This window comes from Opitutus terrae PB90-1, from assembly GCF_000019965.1.
GTDB classification, from domain to species: domain Bacteria; phylum Verrucomicrobiota; class Verrucomicrobiia; order Opitutales; family Opitutaceae; genus Opitutus; species Opitutus terrae.
Genome location: NC_010571.1, coordinates 1,359,643 through 1,379,984, shown reverse-complemented (window position 1 = coordinate 1,379,984; position 20,342 = coordinate 1,359,643). Strand labels below are relative to the sequence as shown.

The window sequence follows — 20,342 nt, the reverse complement described above, 5'->3', positions numbered from 1 at the left end:
CGGAGGTAGGGCGAGCATTCCGTTGCCCGCCGGGAAGTCGCTGGGCGTTTGCGGCGCTCACGAAGTGAGCGCCCTACCTTGGGCTCTTCGCTCAGAGCGCAGCCGGTTAGAACCGGCCGACGAACCTGAGTACAACATACGCGGGCGACTCGCCTTCGAGCTCCACCCCGCGGGTGAAATAGTCGAACCGTTGATCCACCACCACGCCCGCGTCGGCCCGCAGGCTCATCGTGTCGTTGAGCGCAACTTCGACCGCGACCCCGGTGCGAATCTCACGATATTCCAGCCAAGCGTCGCGCAGCGACACGCCCGTGCGATCGGCCGGTGGGCGCGGATCGCGCTCGAGCCGGTAATCGCCTCCGTGGAACGTCGCCACCGCGCGCCAGGTGAGCCGCGGCGTCGCCCGATAGCTCACCCCGGACTCCGGAAATGCGAGTCCGGCCTCCCAGCCCGGGGCGAACCGCCACATCACGCCAGCGAGCGGAAGGAGCTTTACGTCCGATCGATCGCTGTAGCGCAGCCCGAAACTCCACGTCAGCTCAGGACTCGCGCGATAGCTCGCCAGCGCCAGCACCGGCATATCGAAGCCGGAAGACGAAAAGCTCGAACCCGCCGAAGCAAACCGCGGCTGTAAAGTCGCGAGAAGCGACCAACCGTCGTCCCAACGGTGCACCAGGCCGATCGGGATGGCCACCGATTGCAGTCGCTCCGGCAGCCACCGCGGACCCGTAACATCCAATTCGTGCCGCGCCCACTCGGCGCCCAACCGCAGCCGGGTCGCTTCGCTCAGCGACACGCTTCCGCCCAAGCCGAGCTGCCAGGACTGCACGCTCACCGCGGTGCCGGCCCGATCCAGATCGGACTCCGCCGTGTAGGACGTGCGCACGATCACTTCGACTCCGCCGCCGGAGCCGCGCGGTTGGGCCGAACTGATGAGCGGCAGCGCGAGCAGGATGAGGAACAGGAATCGTGGAAACAGAGGAAGGTGTGGTTTCATTGAGGAACAGACTGCCGAGACAGCGCAGGAAGGAGTTTGGGCAGGTGAAAATTCAGCGTCGCCCGCTGCCGGCCGGCGAAAGCGCGCGTTATCGGCCGGCGGTCGCAGAAGTTTGGGGAAACCGGATTTTCAGCGCGCGTTCGCGATAGGCGAAAATCGACTCGAGCTGCGGACGCACGAAGAGCCGGTCGACCCATGCCCCGCCCGGCACCGCGTAGTCGACCTGGTCGCGGCACAGCGTCCCGCCGCCCTGTTCGCGGAACGTATGCGTGTGCACCCAGAACCGGTAGGGACCGCGCCTCTGCTCATCGACGAACCGCACCGGCGGCTCCCAATGTGTGATCTCGGTCAACCAACGCAGCGGCAGGCCGTGCAGCCGGAGCCGGTAGGCGATGGTTGTGCCGGGGCGCATCTCAATCGGCGCCGGCGTGAGCACGTTGAAGCGCAGCCATGGTGGCGTGATCACCTCCAAGTTCAACGCGTCCCCGAAGAACGCGAACACCTGCGCGCGCTTTTCCGGCAACCAGAACTCGGTCTGCAAAGAGTGGATCGTCATGAGTCGCGCGACGGTAGGTTGGAAAGGGAAAGGCGGAGGGCCCGAGGCCCTCCGCCACACACACTCACGCAGCAGCCACCCAAGCTACTGCGGGAGCACCACTGAATCGATGACGTGGATCACGCCGTTGCTGGCGGCCACGTCGGTCGCCACGACCTTCGCGCCGTTGACGGTCACTCCGCCGCCGGCGACGTTGATCGCGAGAGTCTGGCCATTCACGGTCTTCGCCTGCATCGGCTTCACGTCGGCGGCCATGACCTTGCCGGGCACCACGTGATACGTCAGGATGCCGGCGAGCTTCTTTTTGTTTTCCGGCTTCAGGAGTTCGTCGAGCGTGCCGGCCGGCAGCTTCGCGAACGCTTCATCGGTCGGAGCGAACACGGTGAACGGGCCGGGGCCTTGCAGCGTTTCGACCAGGCCCGCGGCTTTCACCGCGGCAACGAGCGTGTTGAAGTTGCCGGCGGAAGAAGCGACGGCGACGATGTCTTTGCTGCCGTGAACAGCACCGCCGCCGGCGTGTGCCGGGACCACGATGGCGAGGGCGGCAACGGGAACGAGGAGTTTGGCGATCAGGGGGAGTTTCATGTCAGTTTGGTTTGGGAGGAAACGTGTGGAGAGCCCGGTGGAGTGCCTCAGAGACGCGGGCTGGTTCGTCTCTGATGGGCGAAATGTCTAGGATGTGTCTAAATTGTCAAGCCTCTGTCTAGGATCATGGAAATGGGGCTAAAATATCCCATAAGATTTGGTATCAACAATCGATTAACTAGTATCACGAGCCGTTGAGTGGAAACAAACATTGCAGAATCCACCGTCAGGTGTCTAAGTTTCGTCTAAATCAATGGACACGCCGCTACACACGATCGACGCGGTCGCCCGCCGCACCGGACTCAGCGCGCATGTGATTCGGATCTGGGAGAAGCGCTACCGTGCGGTCGAACCGGCGCGGACGGCGAGCAACCGGCGGCAATATTCCGAAGAAAATGTCGAGCGGCTGAGTCTGCTGCGCGAACTGACGCGTTCTGGTCAGAGCATCGGCGCGATCGCGCGGTTGCCGACGGAGAAGCTGCGTGGACTCGCCGCATCGGTCGGTGGCGGCGGCGACCGGCCGCAGCCGGTCGCACGCGTCACTCCGGCCTCGGCCGCGGCGATCGTCGACGACGCGTTCACGGCGATTCAGAATCTGGATGCGCGCGTGCTGGAGATCGTGCTGCGCCGCGCCGAGCTGGCGTTCGGCACGCAGGGGATGTTGCAGCGGGTGGCCGCGCCGCTCGCGCAGCGGATGGGCGACTTGTGGCGCGAGGGCACGATCACGGCGGCGCACGAACACTTCGCCAGCTCGGTGCTGCGCACGTTCCTCGGCCACGCGGCGCGCGGATTTGCCGCCGAAGCGGACGCGCCGCTGCTCGTGGTCGCCACGCCGGCCGGGCAATTGCACGAGCTCGGCGCGCTGCTGGTCGCCGCGCTCGCCGCGAACCTCGGCTGGCGCGTCACCTACCTCGGCGCGAGCTTGCCCGCGGCTGAAATCGCTGGCGCCGCGGTGCAGAATCGCGCTCGTGCGGTCGCTTTGAGTCTCGTCTACCCGGCGGACGACGCGAAGCTCGGCGCGGAGCTGGTGCGGCTGCGCGAGCTGCTGCCGCCCGAAGTCGCCGTGCTCGTCGGTGGCCGCGCGCTGCCCGCCTACCGACCGGTGCTTGATCGCATCGGCGCCTTCTCGGCGGACGAACTGACCGATCTCGGCGGCACGCTGGACCGGTTGCGCCAGTCGCCGACGCGCGTCCAGGCCTGAGCGAATTTGCCTCTGTAGCGGCAGGCGTCCAGTGCCTGCCGCAGCGCACGGCGGGAGCCGGCAGGCAAGGAGGCCTGCCGCTCCATCACCACCGCTCACCGGTCCGGTTCGTCGAGCAGATGCAGGATTCCGTCGAACGGAATCACAAGTCGATCAGGCCGGTTGTTGAGCTCGTAGCCGATTTCGTAAACGGCTTTGTCGATCAGATACGCGTCCAGCAGCACCGCCAGTTGCGCCCGGTCGCGCGGAAGCAGCCGTGAGTCGCCCATCGTGCGCCGATACGCGCCGAGGAAGGTGCCGCAGATCCACTGCCGCCAATACGGGCCCCAGCACATGATTGCTTCGCGGTTTTCCGGCGTGACGAGTCCGCGTTCGCCCAACCCGAGCACCGCGGTATGCAGCGCGTAGTGGAATGACCGGATCATGCCCGCGACGTCGCTGATCGGCGAGCGCTTCAACCGCCGCGCGCTCAGCGCCCGCGCGGGCTCGCCTTCGAAATCCAGGATCACGAAATCCGTGCCCGTCGAGAGCACCTGGCCGAGGTGGTAATCGCCGTGCACCCGGATTCGCATCGCGTCCAGCCGGCCGGTGTAGAGCAGCTTGTAACGTTCGAGCAATTCGTCCTGCGCCCCGGTGATCCGGTCGGCGTCGGCGCGCAGCGTTTCGGGCAGTCCCCGCGCACGGCGTTTCAGCACCTCCAGGTTTTCGATCAGCAGGTTCCGCATCGATTGGTAGAGCGAGCGCTGGTAGTGCGGCGAGAACGGCTCGGGCGCGAAGTCCGGCTCGCCGCTCGCGCCGAGCGCGAGGTGCAGCTCCGCCGTGCGCACGCCGAGCAGCCGCACCGATTCGAGGAAGGTGCCGATCGACTCGACCACGTGGTTCGGCGCCTCCTGCTCGGAGAGCGCCAGCAGCGAACCCGCCGGCCGCTCGCACGCGCGGCCTTCCGCGACGTAGAGCAGCACGCGATCGAAATACCGGCCGAGCGCGTCGAGCGCATAGTCCCAGTCATCGCGCGCGCCCGCGATGAACTGCGTGAGGATGCCGACGCTGCGCACCTGGCCGGCGTTGCGGTACTCCATCGTACCGCCGAGCGCGGGCACGTTGGGAAACTTCCGCTCGGTCAAATAGCCGGTGATTTCGACGTCCGGATTCACCCCCGCCTCGGGCCGCCGGAAAAGTTTGAGCAGAAACCGATCGGCGAAGATCACCGCCGTGTTGCTGTGCTCCGCCTTGGAGAGAAACGGCTCGATCTTCGCACAGTCGGGACCGCACAGCGCCTCGAACGCGCCGGTGGCGCGCAGCACCAGCGCGCCGCGCGTGCCCTTCAGCGTGGCGTTCGTCTGCATCGCATCGAGGAGCGCGCGCGGAAACGCTTTGTCGGCCATCGCGTCGAACAGCAACCCATCGGTTCCCCTGGCGTCGCGCACGCGCGCAATCGCGGCGTTCGGATAATGGCGCACGATCCGCTCGGCCTGCTCCACCGGCGCATGGGTGACCGGCAGCACGTAGACCTCCGAATCGCCCGTCGCGTAGTCCGCATTGAGCAACAGGAGATGGGCGGGGCCGTGCGCAGTCGCGACGTCGATCGCGTCGACGAGGTCAAGGCTGCGCAGATCGCGCGCCTTGCCGCCGTACCAACGCCGCTGCTGCAGATACGACGCGAGCACGTCGTCGAGCGCACGATGCGTCTGCGCGTGGAGCAGCGCCGTCCAGCCGCTCTCGGCCGCGAGCTCCGGCACGTCCGCGAGTTTCGTCGGCAGCGCCACCGCGCCATGCACCGCCGGCGCCACCGGCTCGAGCGCAAACCAGAAGAACGCGTGCGGGCTGATCGTGAGTCCATACGCCCCGTCGTGGATCACCGGAAACCGCGTGCGTCCGAAAATCTCGACGAGCACGTGATCCTTGTACTCCGAAAGATCCGCCACCATCGACTGCGCGTGGCGCGAGAGATTCGCCACCACCAGCACGCGCTGGCCTTCGTACTCGCGGATGAACATTAGGATTTTCCGATTATCCGGCTGCAGGAACTTGATCGTGCCGCGACCGAGCGCGGGCCAGCGCTGGCGCAGCCCGAGGATCCGTTTCGTCCACCAGAACAGCGAGCTGGGATTGCTTTGCTGCGCCTCCACGTTCACCGCCTCGTAGTGATACTCCGGGTCGAGGATGATCGGGAGATACAGGCTTTGCGGGTTGGCGCGTGAAAAGCCGGCGTTCTTGTCGGAGCTCCAGTGCATCGGCGTGCGCACGCCGTTCCGGTCGCCGAGGTAGATGTTGTCGCCCATCCCGATCTCGTCGCCGTAATAGATCACCGGCGTGCCGGGCATCGAGAGCAGCAGGGCGTTGAGCAGCTCGATCCGGCGACGGTCGTTGTTCAACAGCGGCGCGAGCCGGCGGCGAATGCCGAGATTGATCCGCGCGCGCGCGTCGGCCGCATACATCCGATACATGTAGTCACGCTCCTCCTCGGTCACCATCTCGAGCGTGAGCTCGTCGTGATTGCGCAAAAACATCGCCCACTGGCACGTCTCCGGAATCGGCGGCGTCTGCGACAGGATGTCGATGATCGGTGTGCGGTCCTCCATCCGCACCGCCATGAACAGCCGCGGCATGAGGGGAAAGTGAAACGCCATGTGGCATTCGTCGCCGCGGCCTTCACCGAAATACTTCACCGCGTCCTCCGGCCACTGGTTCGCCTCGGCCAGCAGCATCCGGTCGCCGTAGTGCTCGTCGACATGCTTCCGCAGCGTCTTCAGGTAGGCGTGCGTCTCCGGCAGGTTTTCGCAGTTGGTCCCCTCGCGCTCGTAGAGATAGGGGATCGCGTCGAGCCGCAGCCCGTCCACGCCCAGCCTGAGCCAGAAGTCGAGCACGCGGACGATCTCCTCGTGCACGACAGGGTTGTCGAAGTTGAGATCGGGCTGGTGCGAGTAAAACCGGTGCCAGTAATACGCCTGCGCCACCGGATCCCAGGCCCAGTTCGAGGTCTCGAAATCCCGGAAAATGATTCGCGCGTCACGGTAATGTTCAATCGTGTCGCTCCACACGTAATAGGCGCGCTCGGGACTACCCGGCGGTGCGCGCCGCGCGCGCTGGAACCAGGGATGCTGGTCGGAGGTGTGGTTGATCACCAACTCGGTGATCACCCGCAGTGAGCGGCGATGCGCCTCCTCGAGGAACTCCTTGAAATCGTCGAGCGTCCCGTAGATCGGGTTGATCGCGTAGTAGTCGGCGATGTCGTAACCGTCGTCGCGCAGCGGGGAGGGATAGAACGGCAGCAGCCAGAGCGCCGAGATCCCGAGGTCCTGCAGGTAGTCGAGCTTCTGGGTGACGCCGCGAAAATCGCCGATGCCGTTGCCGTCGCTGTCGTAGAACGAGCGCACGTGCGCCTGGTAAATGACGGCGTTGCGATACCACAACGGCTCCGATTTCGGCTCCGGGGCAGTGACGTTTTCAGGGGTGATCAGGGGCATGCGACGAGCGAGGAAGTTGGTTCGGCGGCGCGGCTCCGTTGGGCGAGCAGGTCGGCCTCGCATCCGAAATCTCGGTTGTAGGGCTGCCGCTCGCCGGCAGCCGTTTGCCAACCGTGGCGTTCGCGGCCGGCGGCAAGCGCCGGCCCTACGGGCGAGGGCGCGCGGAATGCGGCGGTTTGCCTAGCAGTATGCGGAGAGTGTTTTCACATGAAGTAATCGAATTCGTATTCGGAGCGGACGTGGCGGGCCACGCGGTAGACCGCCGCAGGAATGTGCCGCGGATCGAGCCGGACGAAGTTCTCCGCGCCGCGCCACAAGTAGCGCGCGCCGGTCAGCAGATCGTGCACCTGGAACGTGTCCTTCGGTTCGACCCCGAGCTCGGCCAGATCGAGCGCGGTGCGTCCCTCCTGCGTGTTGTGCGGATCGAGGTTCACGACCGTGAGGATCACGTTGTCGCGGTCCGCGGTGCGCTTGCTGTAGGCGAGCAGCTGCGGGTTGTCGGTCGCGTGAAACGCCAGCCGGTCGTTGCTGTGCAGCGCCGGATTCTCGCGGCGGATCGCGTTCACCCGCGTGATCAGCGGCTGCAGGCTGTCGGGTTCGTTGAGGTTCCAGACCTTGATCTCGTATTTTTCCGAATCGAGATACTCCTCGCCGCCGGGTTTCAGCGGCGCGTTCACGCACATCTCGTAAGCCGGCCCGTAGATCCCGTAGCTCGCGCCGAGCGTTGCCGCCAGGACGAGTCGCGCCATGAACGCCGGCCGGCCGCCGAACTGCAGCGCCTGCGGCAGGATGTCAGGCGTATTCGGCCACAGGTTCGGCCGGAAAAATTCCCGCACGGTCGTGCGCGTGAGATGCGTGAGATACTCGCGCAACTCCTCACTCGTATTGCGCCAGGGGAAATAATTGTAGGACTGCGTGAACCCGAGCTTCGCGAGGTTGTATTTCACCTTCGGCCGCGTGAACGCCTCCGCCAGGAAGATCAGCTCGGGCCGCGCGCGCTTCAGCTCGCCGATGCACCACTCCCAGAAGGGAAACGCCTTCGTGTGCGGATTATCGACCCGGAAAATCGTCACGCCCTGCTCGATCCAGTGCTCGATGACGCTCTTCGCCTCCTGCCACAGCTCGCGCCACGCGCTGGTCTCGAAATCGAAGGGATAGATGTCCTGGTATTTCTTCGGCGGATTCTCGGCGTATTGAATCGAGCCGTCGGGCCGGTGCTTGAACCACTCCGGATGCTCGCGCACGTAAGGATGGTCCGGCGAACACTGCAGCGCGATATCGAGCGCGATCTCGATCTGCAATTCACGGGCGCGCGTTAGCAGCCGCTGAAAATCCTCCAGCGTCCCGAGCTGCGGGTGGATCGACTTGTGTCCGCCCTCCGGACTGCCGATGCCCCATGGACTGCCCGGATCCTCCGGGGCGGCCTCGGGCGAGTTGTTGCGGCCTTTCCGAAATGCATAACCGATCGGATGGATCGGCGGCAGATAGAGCACGTCGAATCCCATTTCCGCGATCCGGGGCAACTGGGCCTCCACGTCGCGCAGCGTCCCGTGTCGCTCTCCCTCGCCCATCGACCGGGGGAACAGTTCATACCAAGCGCCGGTGCGCGCGCGGACCGGCTCGGCCCAGACGACGAGTTCTTGATCGTAGCGCGTCGCGAGTGAGCGATCCGGATAACGCAGCATCAGCGCCAATGCGACCGCATCACGCGCCCGCGCGATCCGCCGCGCCGCATCCTGATCACCGGCCAGTTCGCCGGCCCATTGCTCCAACAGCGCGCGATCCGCGCCGCTCGCCTTCCGCGCCGCCGTCCGCGCGAGCTCGGCTCCGATCAGCAAGTCCACATGCACGTCCTGCGCGGCCGCAACCTTCTTCTCGAAGTCGTGCGTCCAGGTCTTGAAGTGGTCGACCCAGCCTTCGACCGTGTAGCGGTAGCGACCGAGTTGCTCGATCGGGAACGCCGCCCGCCAGCGGTCGTTGCCCACCGCCACCATCTCCACCTCCTTCCACTCATCCTCGTTCTCTTTCTCGTTCTCGTTCTCGTTTTCCCTCTCACCCGCTCCCTCAACTCGATACAGCAGCCGCGCCGACAGTGAATCATGTCCGTCGGCGAAAATATCCGCTTCGACGACGACTTCCTCGCCGAGCACGCGCTTGATCGGATAGCGCCCGCCGTCGAGCTGCGGCGTCACGCCTTCGATGATCACGCGGCACCGACCGTCGTAGTGGCCGGAGATGGCAGGCCGGTGAGCATCCCGCGGTTGTAGCCGGGGTCGCTGACCCCGGCCGCTCTCGCCGAAGATGGCAGGCACGTGCGCCATGACAATCAGCTGATCCGCAGCTCCTGCAGGCTAGCCCGCGCATCACCGCCGCGCAGATCCGGCTTGATCGTCAGTTCCAGCGTCGTCACCTCGCGCAGGTCGACACGATACTCCTCCTCCTCGCGCGTGGCGCCGACCGGGCTGAAGTTGAATTGCTGGCGGACGATATCGGTCCACGTGTTGGCCGGCGCGATGGCGGCGCGCAGCGCGAATTGCTGCGTGCGCTCGCGCTCGTGCTCTTCGAAGACGACCCGCACGCGCCGGAGTGCATGCGGCCGCAGGAATTTCAGCCGGATCGTCTGCTCGCCGGGCGCATCCGCCCGCCAGCCCCGCGCATCGTCGAGCAGCAACGCCGCTTCGATCGGATTCGTTTCGCTTTCCGAGCTGATTTCCACCTCGGCCGCGTCGTCGAGGCGCAGCCATCCCGGTCCTTCTCCCGTCCGCGGGGTCGCGGTGCTGATCGTTCGCTTGATCATGCGCCGACCGACAGCGTGATATCCGGCCGGTTCGGAAGCGGATGCGGTCCGTTTGCCTCGGGTCGAACCCTCCCTTCCCTCGCAGCAGAAACAAGCTGGAAAACTCCGGACGGCTTGTTCGGTAAATTCCGGTTGCTTCGCGTGGCTACGCCCGCGTGATCCGCCGCCGATCGACCCTACCGCGACGCGCCGAAGGGCGGCCTGACAACCCAGCAGTTCCTCGCCTTATTCGGCGGACTATCCCGCACGCGAACGTTGCTCGTCCACGGCAGCCAGCATCCGGTCGAGCTCCGCGATTCGCAGTGGTTTGGTCAAATGCATGAAGAACCCCGTGCTCTTGCTCCGCTGTACATCGTCATCCATTCCGTAGCCGGTGAGTGCGACCGCGGTCAGACCGCTGCGGGCGGTGAGCTCCTGCATCAGCTCGAGCCCATTCCCATCCGGCAGCCCGAGGTCGGTGATGAGGAGGTCGAGCACGTTGTTTTGCGCAATCACACGCGCCTCGGCGAGCGTCGCGGCTGCGATCACGTCGTGCTTTCGGGCGGCGAGAAGCCGCTTGAGCACGTTGCGGGTCGGCTCGTGATCCTCGACGAGCAGGATCCGCAACGGCGCCCCGGCGCGCGCCGTGTCGGGATCCGCTCCTCCCGGCCCGCCGGCCGACTCCGCGGGCGCGAGCGGCAGCCGGATCGTGATCGTCGTGCCGTGCCCGGGCCCATCGCTCTGCGCCTCGATCGAACCATCGTGCAGGACCACCAGCGAGCGCGAGATGGCCAGGCCCAGCCCGAGCCCGCCGAAGCGGTGAGCGCCGCCCGCGTTCGCATGATCGCCCTGCACGAACGCTTCGAAGACGCGGCCCAATTCCGCCGCGGTCATCCCCATCCCGTTGTCCGTGATCTCCGTGATCACCTGCGCTCCGTCGGGCGCGAAGCGCACCTGGATCGTCACCTTGCCGCCGACGGGCGTGAATTTCGCCGCATTCTTGAGCACATTCCAGAAAACCTGCTGCAACCGCGCGCCATCGCAGCTCACCACGGCCGACAGCGCGGGCAGCACCGTCGTCAGCTCGAGTCGTTTTTCGGCGAAATCCGGCCGCACGTTTTCCATCGCATCCCGCAACACGTGGAGGACGTCTTGGGGCTGTTTCTCCAGCTTCATCTTGCCGCGGCTGATCCGCGTCAGATCCAGCAGATCATCGATCAACCGGGCCTCCAGTGCCACGTTCCGCGCGATCATCTCGAAGTCCTGTCGGGCCCGCGCGTCCAGTGCCGGCTGGGCCGCGGCTTCCGTGGCGAGAAGAAGTACCGGCGTCAGCGGCGTGCGCAACTCATGCGACAGCGCGGCGAGGAACTGGTCCTTGGTCTGGTCGGCGCGCCGCGCCTTCGCCTCCGCCTCCCGCAGCGCCTGAATCTGTGAGCGCCCTTGGTATTGCCGCACCCGCGCCCGCACCGCCGCCTGCACCGCGCTGAGTACCGAGCGCATGCCCGCAGGTCGCTCCAGCAGGGTCACGTTCGTGAGCTTTTGCAGAATCTCGTTCGCCCGCGGTGACTGCGGGCCGCCCTTGATCAGTAAAACAAACGGCAGGTCCGACCATTGCTCCTGCGCCGCCAGCACTCGGAGCAATTCATCGACCTGGCTGCTTTCGACCATTTCGCTCGTGGCGAGCACGGCGGCCGCGCCTTCCGCGATGCGAGCGGTCAATTCCGCCATCGAGACGCAGACCGTCGCCGGCAATCCCGCTTGCGCGAGCAGCCGCCGGCTCACGTCCGCATCCTTGCGCGTGGGGACAAACAGCAGCACCCGGTTTTCCACGCCGGCTGGAGGAGCCAAGGTCATGCGGGCTACGCAGGTGAACCCGGCTGCGTTTTCACCGGCACGCCGGTCAACACGCCTTGGAAATCCGCCAGCGGATCGCTGAGCTCGATGCCGCTCGCGCAGATCCGCAGCTCACGGATCGTTTCCTCGTGTTGCCCGCTGCGCTTCTTGATCACCGAAATGGCCTTTCGCACCCTCCCCGTGTCCTCGAAATAGCAGAAGAGGACCACGGAATCGGCCAGATAGGTCGTGTCGATCGGTGCCGCGATTTGACCCAGCAATCCGTGTTGAGCCACCACCATGATCGTGCAGACGCCCTGCCCACTAAGATACATCAGCAGCTCGTGCAGCTGCGCGGTCAAATCACGCTCCTCCGCCATCGCGTTCAGGTAGCCGTTCAAGCTGTCAATCACGACGACCGTCGCGTGATCGTGGGCCACCGCCTCCCGCACCAAATGAGCAAACTCGCCGGGCGCGAGCTCGGTCGGGTCGATCTGGCGGACGGACACCGTCCCGGCAGTCGTACCTTCACGGAAGCTCATCCCCAGCGCCTTGCCGCGCGCCTTGAGGGTCCGCGCGCTCTCATCAAAGACGAACATCACGGCGTGTTCGCCGCGATCCGCGGCCGCGATCGCATACCGCAAGGCGACCGTCGATTTGCCCGAGCCGGCCGGGCCCATGAACACGCTGCTGGTGCCGCGATCGAGCCCGCCGCCGAGCAGCAGGTCCAGGCGGTCCACGCCACTTTTCAACCGGGCCGAGGGGAAATCCGAGCGATGCTCCGCCGCAATCAGCCGCGGGAAAACCTGCAGCCCACCTGCCGCGATCACGAAATCATGGTAGCCGCCGCGATAGGGGCTGCCGCGGAATTTCACCACGCGCAGCCGGCGGCGCTCGGCGCCATAGCTCGGCGCCAGCTGCTCCAGCGTGACCACACCGTGCGCGATGCTTTGCAGCTGCAGATCGGGGCCTTCGCTCGTGCCGTCGTCGAGGAGCAACACGGTGCATCGGCGTCCCACAAAAAACTGCTTCAGCGCCAGGATCTGCCTCCGGTAACGAAGCGAGCTCTGCGCCAGTAGCCGCATTTCGGAGAGCGAATCGAAAACGACGCGCCGGGGTTGGGTCCGCTCGACGCTCTCGAGGACGGCCCGCGTCGTTTCACTGAGCTCCACCTCGGACGGATTATACATCGTCAGGTTCTCGTCGGCGGAGAGCCCCTTCTCGCCCGCGTTCAGCTCCACAATTTCGATGCCTTCGAGCGACCAGCCATGCGATGCCGCGCCCGCCAGCAACTCCTCTTTGCTCTCCGAGAGCGTGAGATAAAGCCCGTGCTCGCCCAGCTTTCTTCCTTCCAGCAGATACTGCAGCGCGAGCGTCGTCTTGCCGGAACCCGGATCGCCCTCGACGAGATACATCCGATTTTCCGTGAATCCACCGTTCAAGATGTCGTCCAAGCCAACAATGCCGGTCGTTGAACGCGCAGGGGGTCCGTTCATGCGCGGGGAATTTAGTACCGACACCGCCGATGCCAAGCCGGTTGTCCCGAAAGCTTCGGAGCGAGCGAGGAGCGTCGTGTTCAGTTCTGTCGCGGCGAATAGGAGCGGTCTCGGGCCTCCTACCGAACTATGGACCGGGCAGACGCCCTATACGAGGTTGGGCGAGCGCCGGCTCGCAACACTTGGAGACCGAATCCGAGCGCAATCGGCGTCGCGGCCCGCTCTTGCGAATTCGCCGCCCGCGCAAAGAGCGACCCGATTCCGCCGACGGTTTGGCGAAGCATAAATCGGGATCAAACGTTAGACTCCCGCCCTCGTTTGCGAGCGCCGCCGCCCGTTCGAAGGTGCCGCCTCGGCTTACCCCAACACCCCGAAATGCGCTGCCCCTTCGGCGCCTGTCACCCCCGCGCCGCCTCGCGCATCCCTTGAATGACTCCACGCGTCCGCGTGGCGCCCCCTCGTTCTCCCCATGACACCCATCCCCCACACCTCTGTTCGCTCTGCGAACACGCGCGTCCTCCGTCGCTGGATGATGCTCCCGCTGGTCCGCCGGCTCGGCCTGCTTGCCGGCGTGGCGCTCGGCTTCGCGGCGCTACCCGCCACCGCCCAAGTCGTTTCCAACACCTTTGAGGACGGCACGACGCAGGGCTGGACCGCACGCGGTCCGGTCACGCTGACGAGCTCGACCGACGTCGCGCATGCGGGCACGCGCAGCTTGAAAACCACCGGCCGCACCGCGGCGTGGAACGGCCCCGCGCTCGACCTGCGTCCGCTGCTCGCCGCCAACACCACCTACACGATCTCCGGCTGGGTGCGGCTCGTCGCCGGCCAGCCCACGAGCAATCTGAAGTTCACCGTCGAGATGCGTGCCGCCGGCGAGGCGAGCAACAGCTACGTCCAGGTGAACAACGCGACGGCCGTGACCGACGGTGCGTGGGTGCAGCTGCAGGGCACGTTCAGCTTCACCTCAGCGAGCAACGATAATCTTACGCTCTACCTCGAGAGCAGCGACGCCACCTCCGCCTATTATCTCGACGACTTCACGATCACCGGCGGATCCGACGGACCCCCGCCTGACACCAGCGGGCTCGCGACGGATTTTGAAACCGGCACGAGCGAAGGCTGGGGTCCCCGCGGGCCCGTCACGCTGACGCCCACGACCGAAACCGCTGCCACGGGCAGCTACAGCTTGCGCGTCACTGGCCGCACGGCGTCGTGGCAGGGACCGACGATCAACGTGCTCGGCAAGCTCTCCAAGGGCTCCCGCTACGCGATCGGCGTGCGCGTGAAACTCCTCGCGGGCGAGCCCGCCAGCAATGTCCGCGTCAGCCTGCAGGCCGACAACAACGGGTCCACGTCCTTCCTCACCGTCATCGGCAACACGCCCGTCACCGACGCCGGCTGGGTCGACCTCGCGACCGTCTACAACTTCGGCGCCGATGCCACGCAACTCCAGCTCTACGTCGAGACCGACACCGGCACCGCCTCGTTCTACATCGACGATTTCATCCTCGACTACATCGCGCCGCCAACCGTGCAGGACATCACTCCGGTGAAGAGCGTACTCGCCAGCTATTTCGATATCGGCGTGGCCGTCGAGCCGCCGGAGCTCAGCGGCCCTCATGCGCAACTCCTGCTGAAGCACTTCAACAGCATTGTTGCGGGCAACGCGATGAAGTGGGGCCCGATTGAGCCGACGGAGGGCAATTTCAACTGGGGCCCGGCGGACGCGATCGCGAATTTCGCGCGCGCCAATGGGCTCAAGATGCGCGGTCACACGCTGCTTTGGCACAACCAGAACCCGGCGTGGCTGTTCCGCGACGCCGTCGGCAATCCGCTCGAGTCCGGTAACCCGGCGCATCGCGCGCTGCTCATCCAGCGCCTGCAATCGCACCTCAATGCGGTCGTGAGTCGCTACAACGACGTCGTTTCCGATTGGGACGTGGTGAATGAAGTGATCGATCCCTCGCAACCCAACGGGCTCCGCAACACGCCCTGGCTGCAGATCATCGGGCCCGACTACATCGATCTCGCATTCCAGTTCGCCGCTGCTGCGACCACGACCGGCGGGCTCTACATCAACGATTTCAACACGGAAGACCCCGCCAAACGCGATGCGCTCGCCAACGTCGTGCGCGGCCTGCTCGCGCGCGGCATCCGCGTCGACGGCGTCGGACACCAGACCCACATCCGCATCGACTATCCCCCGCTCGAACGGATCGCGCAGAGTATCGATTTGTTCACGTCGCTGGGCCTCGACAACCAGATCACCGAGCTCGACATCAGCGCCTATTCCAACGACACCGACACCTCACCTGTCTCGCAGGAAACACTCGTGCGGCAGGGCTATCGTTATCGGGACCTGTTCGACCTTTTCCGCGCGAAGAGCAGCCAGATCAGCTCGGTTACACTCTGGGGTCTCGCTGACGATAACACGTGGCTGAAGACCTTCCCGATCCGGCGCGACGACAAACCGCTGCTGTTTGACGAACAGCTCCAGGCCAAGCCGGCCTACTATGGCGTCGTCGATCCTTCGCAGCTGCCGGTGCTGCCGAAGAAGCTCAACGTCACGCAGAAGCCGGCCGGGCTGCTCAGCAACCTGAAGACGTGGGTCGCGCTCGCACCGGTCCCACTCGACCCGGGCGACGGCTCCGCTTCGTGGGGCCAGTTCAAGGCCGTCTGGAGCGCCAACGCGATTCACCTCTCCGTCGAGGTGACCGACCGCACGCGGATGCAGGCCGGCGATCGCGTCGAGATTTTCCTCGGCGGGCAGACGTTCACGTTCAACCGCTACGGCATCCAGCGGCCGGCCGGCGCAGAGGGGTTGCTCACGCCGACGCGCAACGGTTATCTGCTGCTGGCGAGTGTGCCCGTTTCGTCCGCGCTCAGCGTCGGCGACAACGTGCTCTTCGACCTCCGCGTCACCGACGGCAGCACCGGACGCCAGCAGTCGTGGAGTGACACGCATCACGCGCAGGACGTCGACAACTCCGGTTTCGGGGCCTTCACGCTGCTGCCGGAGAAAAACATTGTCACCGTGGGCCGCGGCACGCCGACCATCGATGGCGAACAAGATCGCGTCTGGCGCACCGCCACGGAGATCGTGACGAACCGGTTCGCTTTTGGCACCTCGGGCGCGACCGCCCACGTGAAGCTGTTGTGGGACAGCGGTCATGTCTACCTCTACGCCACGGTAGCCGATCCGGTGCTGAGCAAGGCCAGCCCGAATCCTTGGGAAGAAGACTCGGTCGAAATCTTCGTTGATCCGAACAACGCGCAGACGACGAGCTACCAATCGGACGACGCGCAATATCGCGTGAACTTCGACAACGAGGTGAGTGCCGGCGGCACGAGCTCGGTCGCCCGGATCGTCAGCGCCACGCGCCGCGTGAGCGGCGGCTACGTGGTCGAGGCAGCGATCGCTATCGACGCCGGCGAAACGGTCCGCGGCTCGGCCCTGGGCTTCGACTTGCAGGTGAACGATGACTCGGGCGGCGGCACCCGCACGAGCGTCGCCACGTGGAACGACGAGTCGGGCAACGCTTATCAAGACACCTCGCAGTTCGGCGCGATCATCCTCCGATAATCCGCCAAAGCTGCGCGAGTGCGCAAAGCCCGGCTCGCCTCCGCGAGCCGGGCTTTTGGTTTTCCTCACCACGATCCGCGCGTAGGGCCGGCGCTCGCCTGCGGTGAGCCTGTCGAATCCACCGCCGGCCGCCGTGTGCGGTCCGCCTTATCCGATTCGCGGCTGCCGGCCAGCGGCAGCTTTCCGGCTGCGCCCACGCAGCCATCGTTTTCCAAAGGGCGCAGCATGCCTCCGCCCTACTCAGCTCTCGCTCCGCCATCTCTCAGCTCTGGGCTCTAGACGCTCGGCTCCGCTGCCCCTCTCAACCCTCAAACGCTCATCTCTCAACTCTTCCGCCCCTCACCTCACCCGGTGGGAATGGAAAATATCCCGCCGACCTTCGATACCCCACACGGGCTCTGTTTCGACCGGCACCACCGCGCTGATCGCGTGAATCCGGCCCTTCGGATAAGCCGCCGCCACCGCCGCCGCGATCATCACCCACGTCAGCTCGTCGAGTTCCATCCGTGCCGGCACGGGTGCCGACGACGGCGCCGCGATGCGAATGCGGCCGGTGGACGCCGGTTGCTCCAGCGCCGCGAGGCGGGCCTCGAGCACAGCAATCCGCTCGGCGAATTGCTGGAGAATGGGATCGTTTACGAGGGGGATACTGCTGGTGGTCACGATGAGCAGGCGTGTCGGGGTAGACACCTCCAGTGGGTCAGGTTCCCCAAACCAGCGCACGCCCAAACTTCACGCCCGCCGCAACCCGGGCGCTGAAACCCAACAACTTCCGCCGCCTCCCACCGAACGTGCTGGCGAGCCTCCGCCGCGCCCCGCTCAGGACCTCGCCGGACTTAGCAGCGCGGAACGTTCCGGGGCGGGTTGCCGCGCCGGCAGGCGGGCGACGGCTGGCACGATCGGCCACGATGGCCGCGGACGGACTTCTTCGCGCGATCGCCGGTGCTGGCGGGCGCTGGTCGGTTCCAGCGCTGAGGTGAGTTGTCGTTTTAATCCCTTCACCGCCCGCGCGTAGACCCCACGGCGCGAGGCGCGGGCCAGTGCGACGGCCAGCTCGGTCTGGCCCTGCGCCACGGCGGCGTCGTGAAGCTGCCGCACCAGGAAATCGTGCTCCTCGCTTTTCACCGGCAACTGCGCCACCTCGGCCAGCGTCGCCCGCCGCGGGAAAGCCGCCGGCACCGGCACGCCCGCCAACCAAAAGCATACCTGCGTGACTCGGCAGGTGAAGCATACGCCGCAGTTGCGATCGTGCTGTTCGCCCTGCCAGCAGACCCGGACGCGCTCCGCCACGAGCGGCTGCCGCGCCAGCGCCTGCACTTTGGCGAGCTTGGTGAACGCCGCGCCGTCGTGCCAGTAGGTCACGAGCTCCGACGAGAACAACGGATCGGTGACCGCGTTCGACGCCCATGGGAATCTCATCTTCGGATACGCCTGCGTCGCTGGGATCAGCACGTGCTCGAACCACGGCTCGAAGCAGGCGAGCGCCGCAGCCTGCCAGATGCCGTGCGTCTCCGTCTCCCAGTCGCCGCCGAACGCCGCCCGCAGTGTCCGCAGATTCGTGCGCAGCCGGTAGGCGCGCAGCCCGAAGTGGCGGAGCAGCGCCACCGAGTTCTGCCAGGCACGCGCGAACGCGGCCGGTTCCGTCAGCGGGATGTCGAAGCCATGCACCATCACGCCAGCCCGCAGCTCGGCGCGGCGATGCCTCACCGCGGCGCCGGCCAGCGTGTGACGAAACGCGGTGAAACAGCCGTCGATCCCGCCGGAGAACGCACTCACGGCGCCCATCGGATTCGCGCTCGGCGCCGCAGGCGCCACGTCGGCGAGAATCGGCACCACTCGCAGCGTGCGCGGACACCAGCTCGCCATCGCCTCCTGCCACTCCATCACGTTGGCCAGCGTCACCGGATCGACCGGCAGCGGCAGCCGGAGCGCCGTTCCCATGCGCATCGCCGGAACGAGAAACGCGAACAGGAAAGCGCGAGTCGGAACCGTCGCATCAGGCGCGGCAGGAACCGCGGCGTGAAACTCCACCGGCACGGCTGGCCGGCAGGGCGGCTGCAAAGTGCCGCGATAGACGACCTCGAGGTCGCGAATCTCCGGAGGGGAGACCTGGAGCAGCGAAGTGGACATGGGGAAGCGCGTTGAAAGCCGAACGCAAAAAACGGGGGGCGCCATAGAGCCCGCCGTCGGCTTCCGGTTCCTCACCTCCCCTGTCACAGTGGTTCCCCTATGCCGGCGAGCTCGCAAAACCAACGGCTTGCCAATTTTACCTGACGCCGACCGCGAAACGGTGCACCTCTGCCCCCACCCCGCTTTCTCGTCGCCGCACGGCTTCGCCGTGCGGACCGCGTCGCCAACGCCGCGGCTGCGAACCGCAACCACGCTTCGAGGACAAGGTACTCCACCCGGCCGCCGCCGCCGGACGAGCGTCTCGATGACCAGCGATCGCCCGCGGCCGAACGATCGCCGCTCGCCCAGCCTCACATCTTCGCCGTCGTCATCATTGCCGCGTCCTTGGCGGCAGCCACGATCTTTTGGGGCTCGAGCCGGTGCTTGTAATCCGGATTCACGTGGGCGAAGCGGATCGTGCCGCTGGTGTCGACGACATACACGGCCGGATGCGGCAGCTTGTGGTGCGTTCGACCGGATGCGGCTTCGAGATCGATCTGATATTTCTCTTTGAACATCCGCACATCGTCCGGCTTCACCTCGAAGGAAATGCCCAGCGCGTCCGCGGCTTTCATCTCCTGATCGGAAAACAGCTGGTAGTGAATCTTCCCGCGGTCTGGTGTTTCGCGCAGCTTCATCGGCTGGTCGGCGCTGACCGCGAGCAGCTGGTAACCTGCCGCGCGCAGCTCATCCTCGATGCCGACCAGCGCGGCCAGGTGCATGTTGCAGTAAGGACACCAGCCGCCGCGGTAGAAGATCAACACCGTGGGTTTTTCGCGCACGAGCGCCGCGAGATCGTGCGGCCGGCTGGCTTCATCGAGCACGGTGACAGCCGGCACGTGATCGCCGACGCCGAGCTGCTTCATCGGCATCATGGCCATCGCGTGATCTGACTGGGCCATGTCACCGGCGAAAGCCGACGTGGCCAGGCCGAGCGTCGCAACCGCGAGGATCGAGAGGAAACGGAGACGTGTTGATTTCATAGGTGAACAAGATCTTGGGAGCGCCGGCCCTGTTGAATATTCCCATCGCGCGCGGTCATTCCTCTCAGCGCTCGTCTCAGCGGCCCGCCCGGCGGTCGGGCCCTACCTTTTCAACCCGCGGTCGCGCTCTCACTATTTCTCCGTCCGTCCCCTCAACTCTCATCCCTCAACTCTCAACTCCCCCTCTCAACTTCCTCACCCCTCAACTCTCAACTTCCCCTCCCGCTCAAACAATCCGGAGAACACCCGAGAAAAACGTGGTCGCCATCCGCGCGCCGGCCATGTGTCTCTTGCGCCGCTTCGCTGAAATGAGGGTTCAGCCCAACCAGTCATTTATCGTATTCCAGCTTCGCATCGCCGAAAAGGTCGAGCACTCGCGTGCGCGGACGCAGGCGGTGATCAACGAGATCATCGGCGAGGCGCTCGCGCAGCAGGAACAGGCCGCCGCACGTCGTCAGGCACAAACCAACGCCGAGTGGCTCGGTCGCGTACTCGACGAGAAAGCCTAGCCCGCTCGCCGCCCTGGGAGCGCGGGCGTCTCGCCCGCATGGTTGGAGTGGGAGCGCGGCCAGTTTACCCCGACGCGTCGGGGCCTTCGGCCACAACGATGGAGCCGCGACGCCCTCGTCGCGGCTGATCCCTAAGCTTCATCGCCTAGCGTCCACCGTCCCCCGTTTCACCGTCTACCGTCTA

Annotated in this window: 14 protein-coding genes; 3 read left to right on the top strand and 11 right to left on the bottom strand. The window is 65.8% G+C overall.

From position 1 onward, the window contains the following. Positions 1-106: 106 nt before the first annotated feature. The 3 genes from OTER_RS05670 to OTER_RS05660 form a co-directional block, all read right to left on the bottom strand. Positions 107-997, bottom strand: a complete 891-nt coding sequence (locus OTER_RS05670) for a DUF6268 family outer membrane beta-barrel protein (protein WP_012373936.1) — start codon at positions 995-997, stop codon at positions 107-109. Positions 998-1,085: 88 nt separating this feature from the next. Next, positions 1,086-1,553, bottom strand: coding sequence for an SRPBCC family protein (locus OTER_RS05665; RefSeq protein ID WP_012373935.1), 468 nt, complete (start codon positions 1,551-1,553; stop codon positions 1,086-1,088). 84 nt (positions 1,554-1,637) lie between these two features. After that, a complete protein-coding gene (locus tag OTER_RS05660; RefSeq protein WP_012373934.1) occupies positions 1,638-2,138 on the bottom strand; it encodes a fasciclin domain-containing protein in 501 nt (166 codons plus the stop codon). 253 nt (positions 2,139-2,391) lie between these two features. Here OTER_RS05660 and OTER_RS05655 point away from each other — a divergent pair, with 253 nt between their 5' ends. After that, on the top strand, positions 2,392-3,339 hold the full coding sequence (locus tag OTER_RS05655) for a MerR family transcriptional regulator (protein ID WP_012373933.1): 948 nt from the start codon (positions 2,392-2,394) through the stop codon (positions 3,337-3,339). 95 nt (positions 3,340-3,434) lie between these two features. Here the strand turns inward: OTER_RS05655 and treS are convergent, their stop codons facing one another. From treS to OTER_RS05630, 5 genes are all read right to left on the bottom strand, one after another. Beyond that, positions 3,435-6,806: a maltose alpha-D-glucosyltransferase gene (gene treS / locus OTER_RS05650; protein WP_012373932.1), complete on the bottom strand. Its 3,372-nt coding sequence runs from the start codon at positions 6,804-6,806 to the stop codon at positions 3,435-3,437. Between the two features lie 203 nt (positions 6,807-7,009). Then, entirely contained in the window at positions 7,010-9,127 is a 2,118-nt protein-coding gene (locus OTER_RS05645) for an alpha-1,4-glucan--maltose-1-phosphate maltosyltransferase (RefSeq protein ID WP_012373931.1), read from the bottom strand. A 5-nt stretch (positions 9,128-9,132) separates the two neighbouring features. Next, on the bottom strand, positions 9,133-9,603 hold the full coding sequence (locus tag OTER_RS05640) for a hypothetical protein (protein ID WP_012373930.1): 471 nt from the start codon (positions 9,601-9,603) through the stop codon (positions 9,133-9,135). Positions 9,604-9,840: 237 nt separating this feature from the next. After that, positions 9,841-11,436 carry a hybrid sensor histidine kinase/response regulator gene (locus OTER_RS05635; protein WP_012373929.1) on the bottom strand — a complete coding sequence of 532 codons (1,596 nt, stop codon included), beginning with the start codon at positions 11,434-11,436 and terminating at the stop codon, positions 9,841-9,843. Between the two features lie 5 nt (positions 11,437-11,441). After that, complete coding sequence (locus OTER_RS05630) at positions 11,442-12,911, bottom strand: ATPase domain-containing protein (protein ID WP_012373928.1); 1,470 nt, start codon at positions 12,909-12,911, stop codon at positions 11,442-11,444. Positions 12,912-13,380: 469 nt separating this feature from the next. On the opposite strand from OTER_RS05630, the gene OTER_RS05625 reads away from it, so the two are divergent. Further along, positions 13,381-16,497 (top strand): endo-1,4-beta-xylanase, encoded by a 3,117-nt coding sequence (locus tag OTER_RS05625; protein ID WP_083767627.1) that lies wholly within the window; start codon positions 13,381-13,383, stop codon positions 16,495-16,497. Between the two features lie 339 nt (positions 16,498-16,836). Here OTER_RS05625 and OTER_RS05620 read toward each other — a convergent pair whose 3' ends face one another. The 3 genes from OTER_RS05620 to OTER_RS05610 all read right to left on the bottom strand — a co-directional run bounded on the left by OTER_RS05620 (position 16,837) and on the right by OTER_RS05610 (position 19,649). After that, positions 16,837-17,160, bottom strand: a complete 324-nt coding sequence (locus tag OTER_RS05620; RefSeq protein WP_148218022.1) for a hypothetical protein — start codon at positions 17,158-17,160, stop codon at positions 16,837-16,839. A gap of 156 nt (positions 17,161-17,316) precedes the next feature. Next, positions 17,317-18,627 (bottom strand): hypothetical protein, encoded by a 1,311-nt coding sequence (locus OTER_RS23760; protein ID WP_012373925.1) that lies wholly within the window; start codon positions 18,625-18,627, stop codon positions 17,317-17,319. 350 nt (positions 18,628-18,977) lie between these two features. Continuing rightward, positions 18,978-19,649, bottom strand: coding sequence for a peroxiredoxin-like family protein (locus OTER_RS05610; RefSeq protein ID WP_012373924.1), 672 nt, complete (start codon positions 19,647-19,649; stop codon positions 18,978-18,980). Between the two features lie 257 nt (positions 19,650-19,906). Here OTER_RS05610 and OTER_RS05605 point away from each other — a divergent pair, with 257 nt between their 5' ends. Next, positions 19,907-20,158 (top strand): hypothetical protein, encoded by a 252-nt coding sequence (locus OTER_RS05605; protein WP_044891602.1) that lies wholly within the window; start codon positions 19,907-19,909, stop codon positions 20,156-20,158. Positions 20,159-20,342 lie beyond the last annotated feature (184 nt).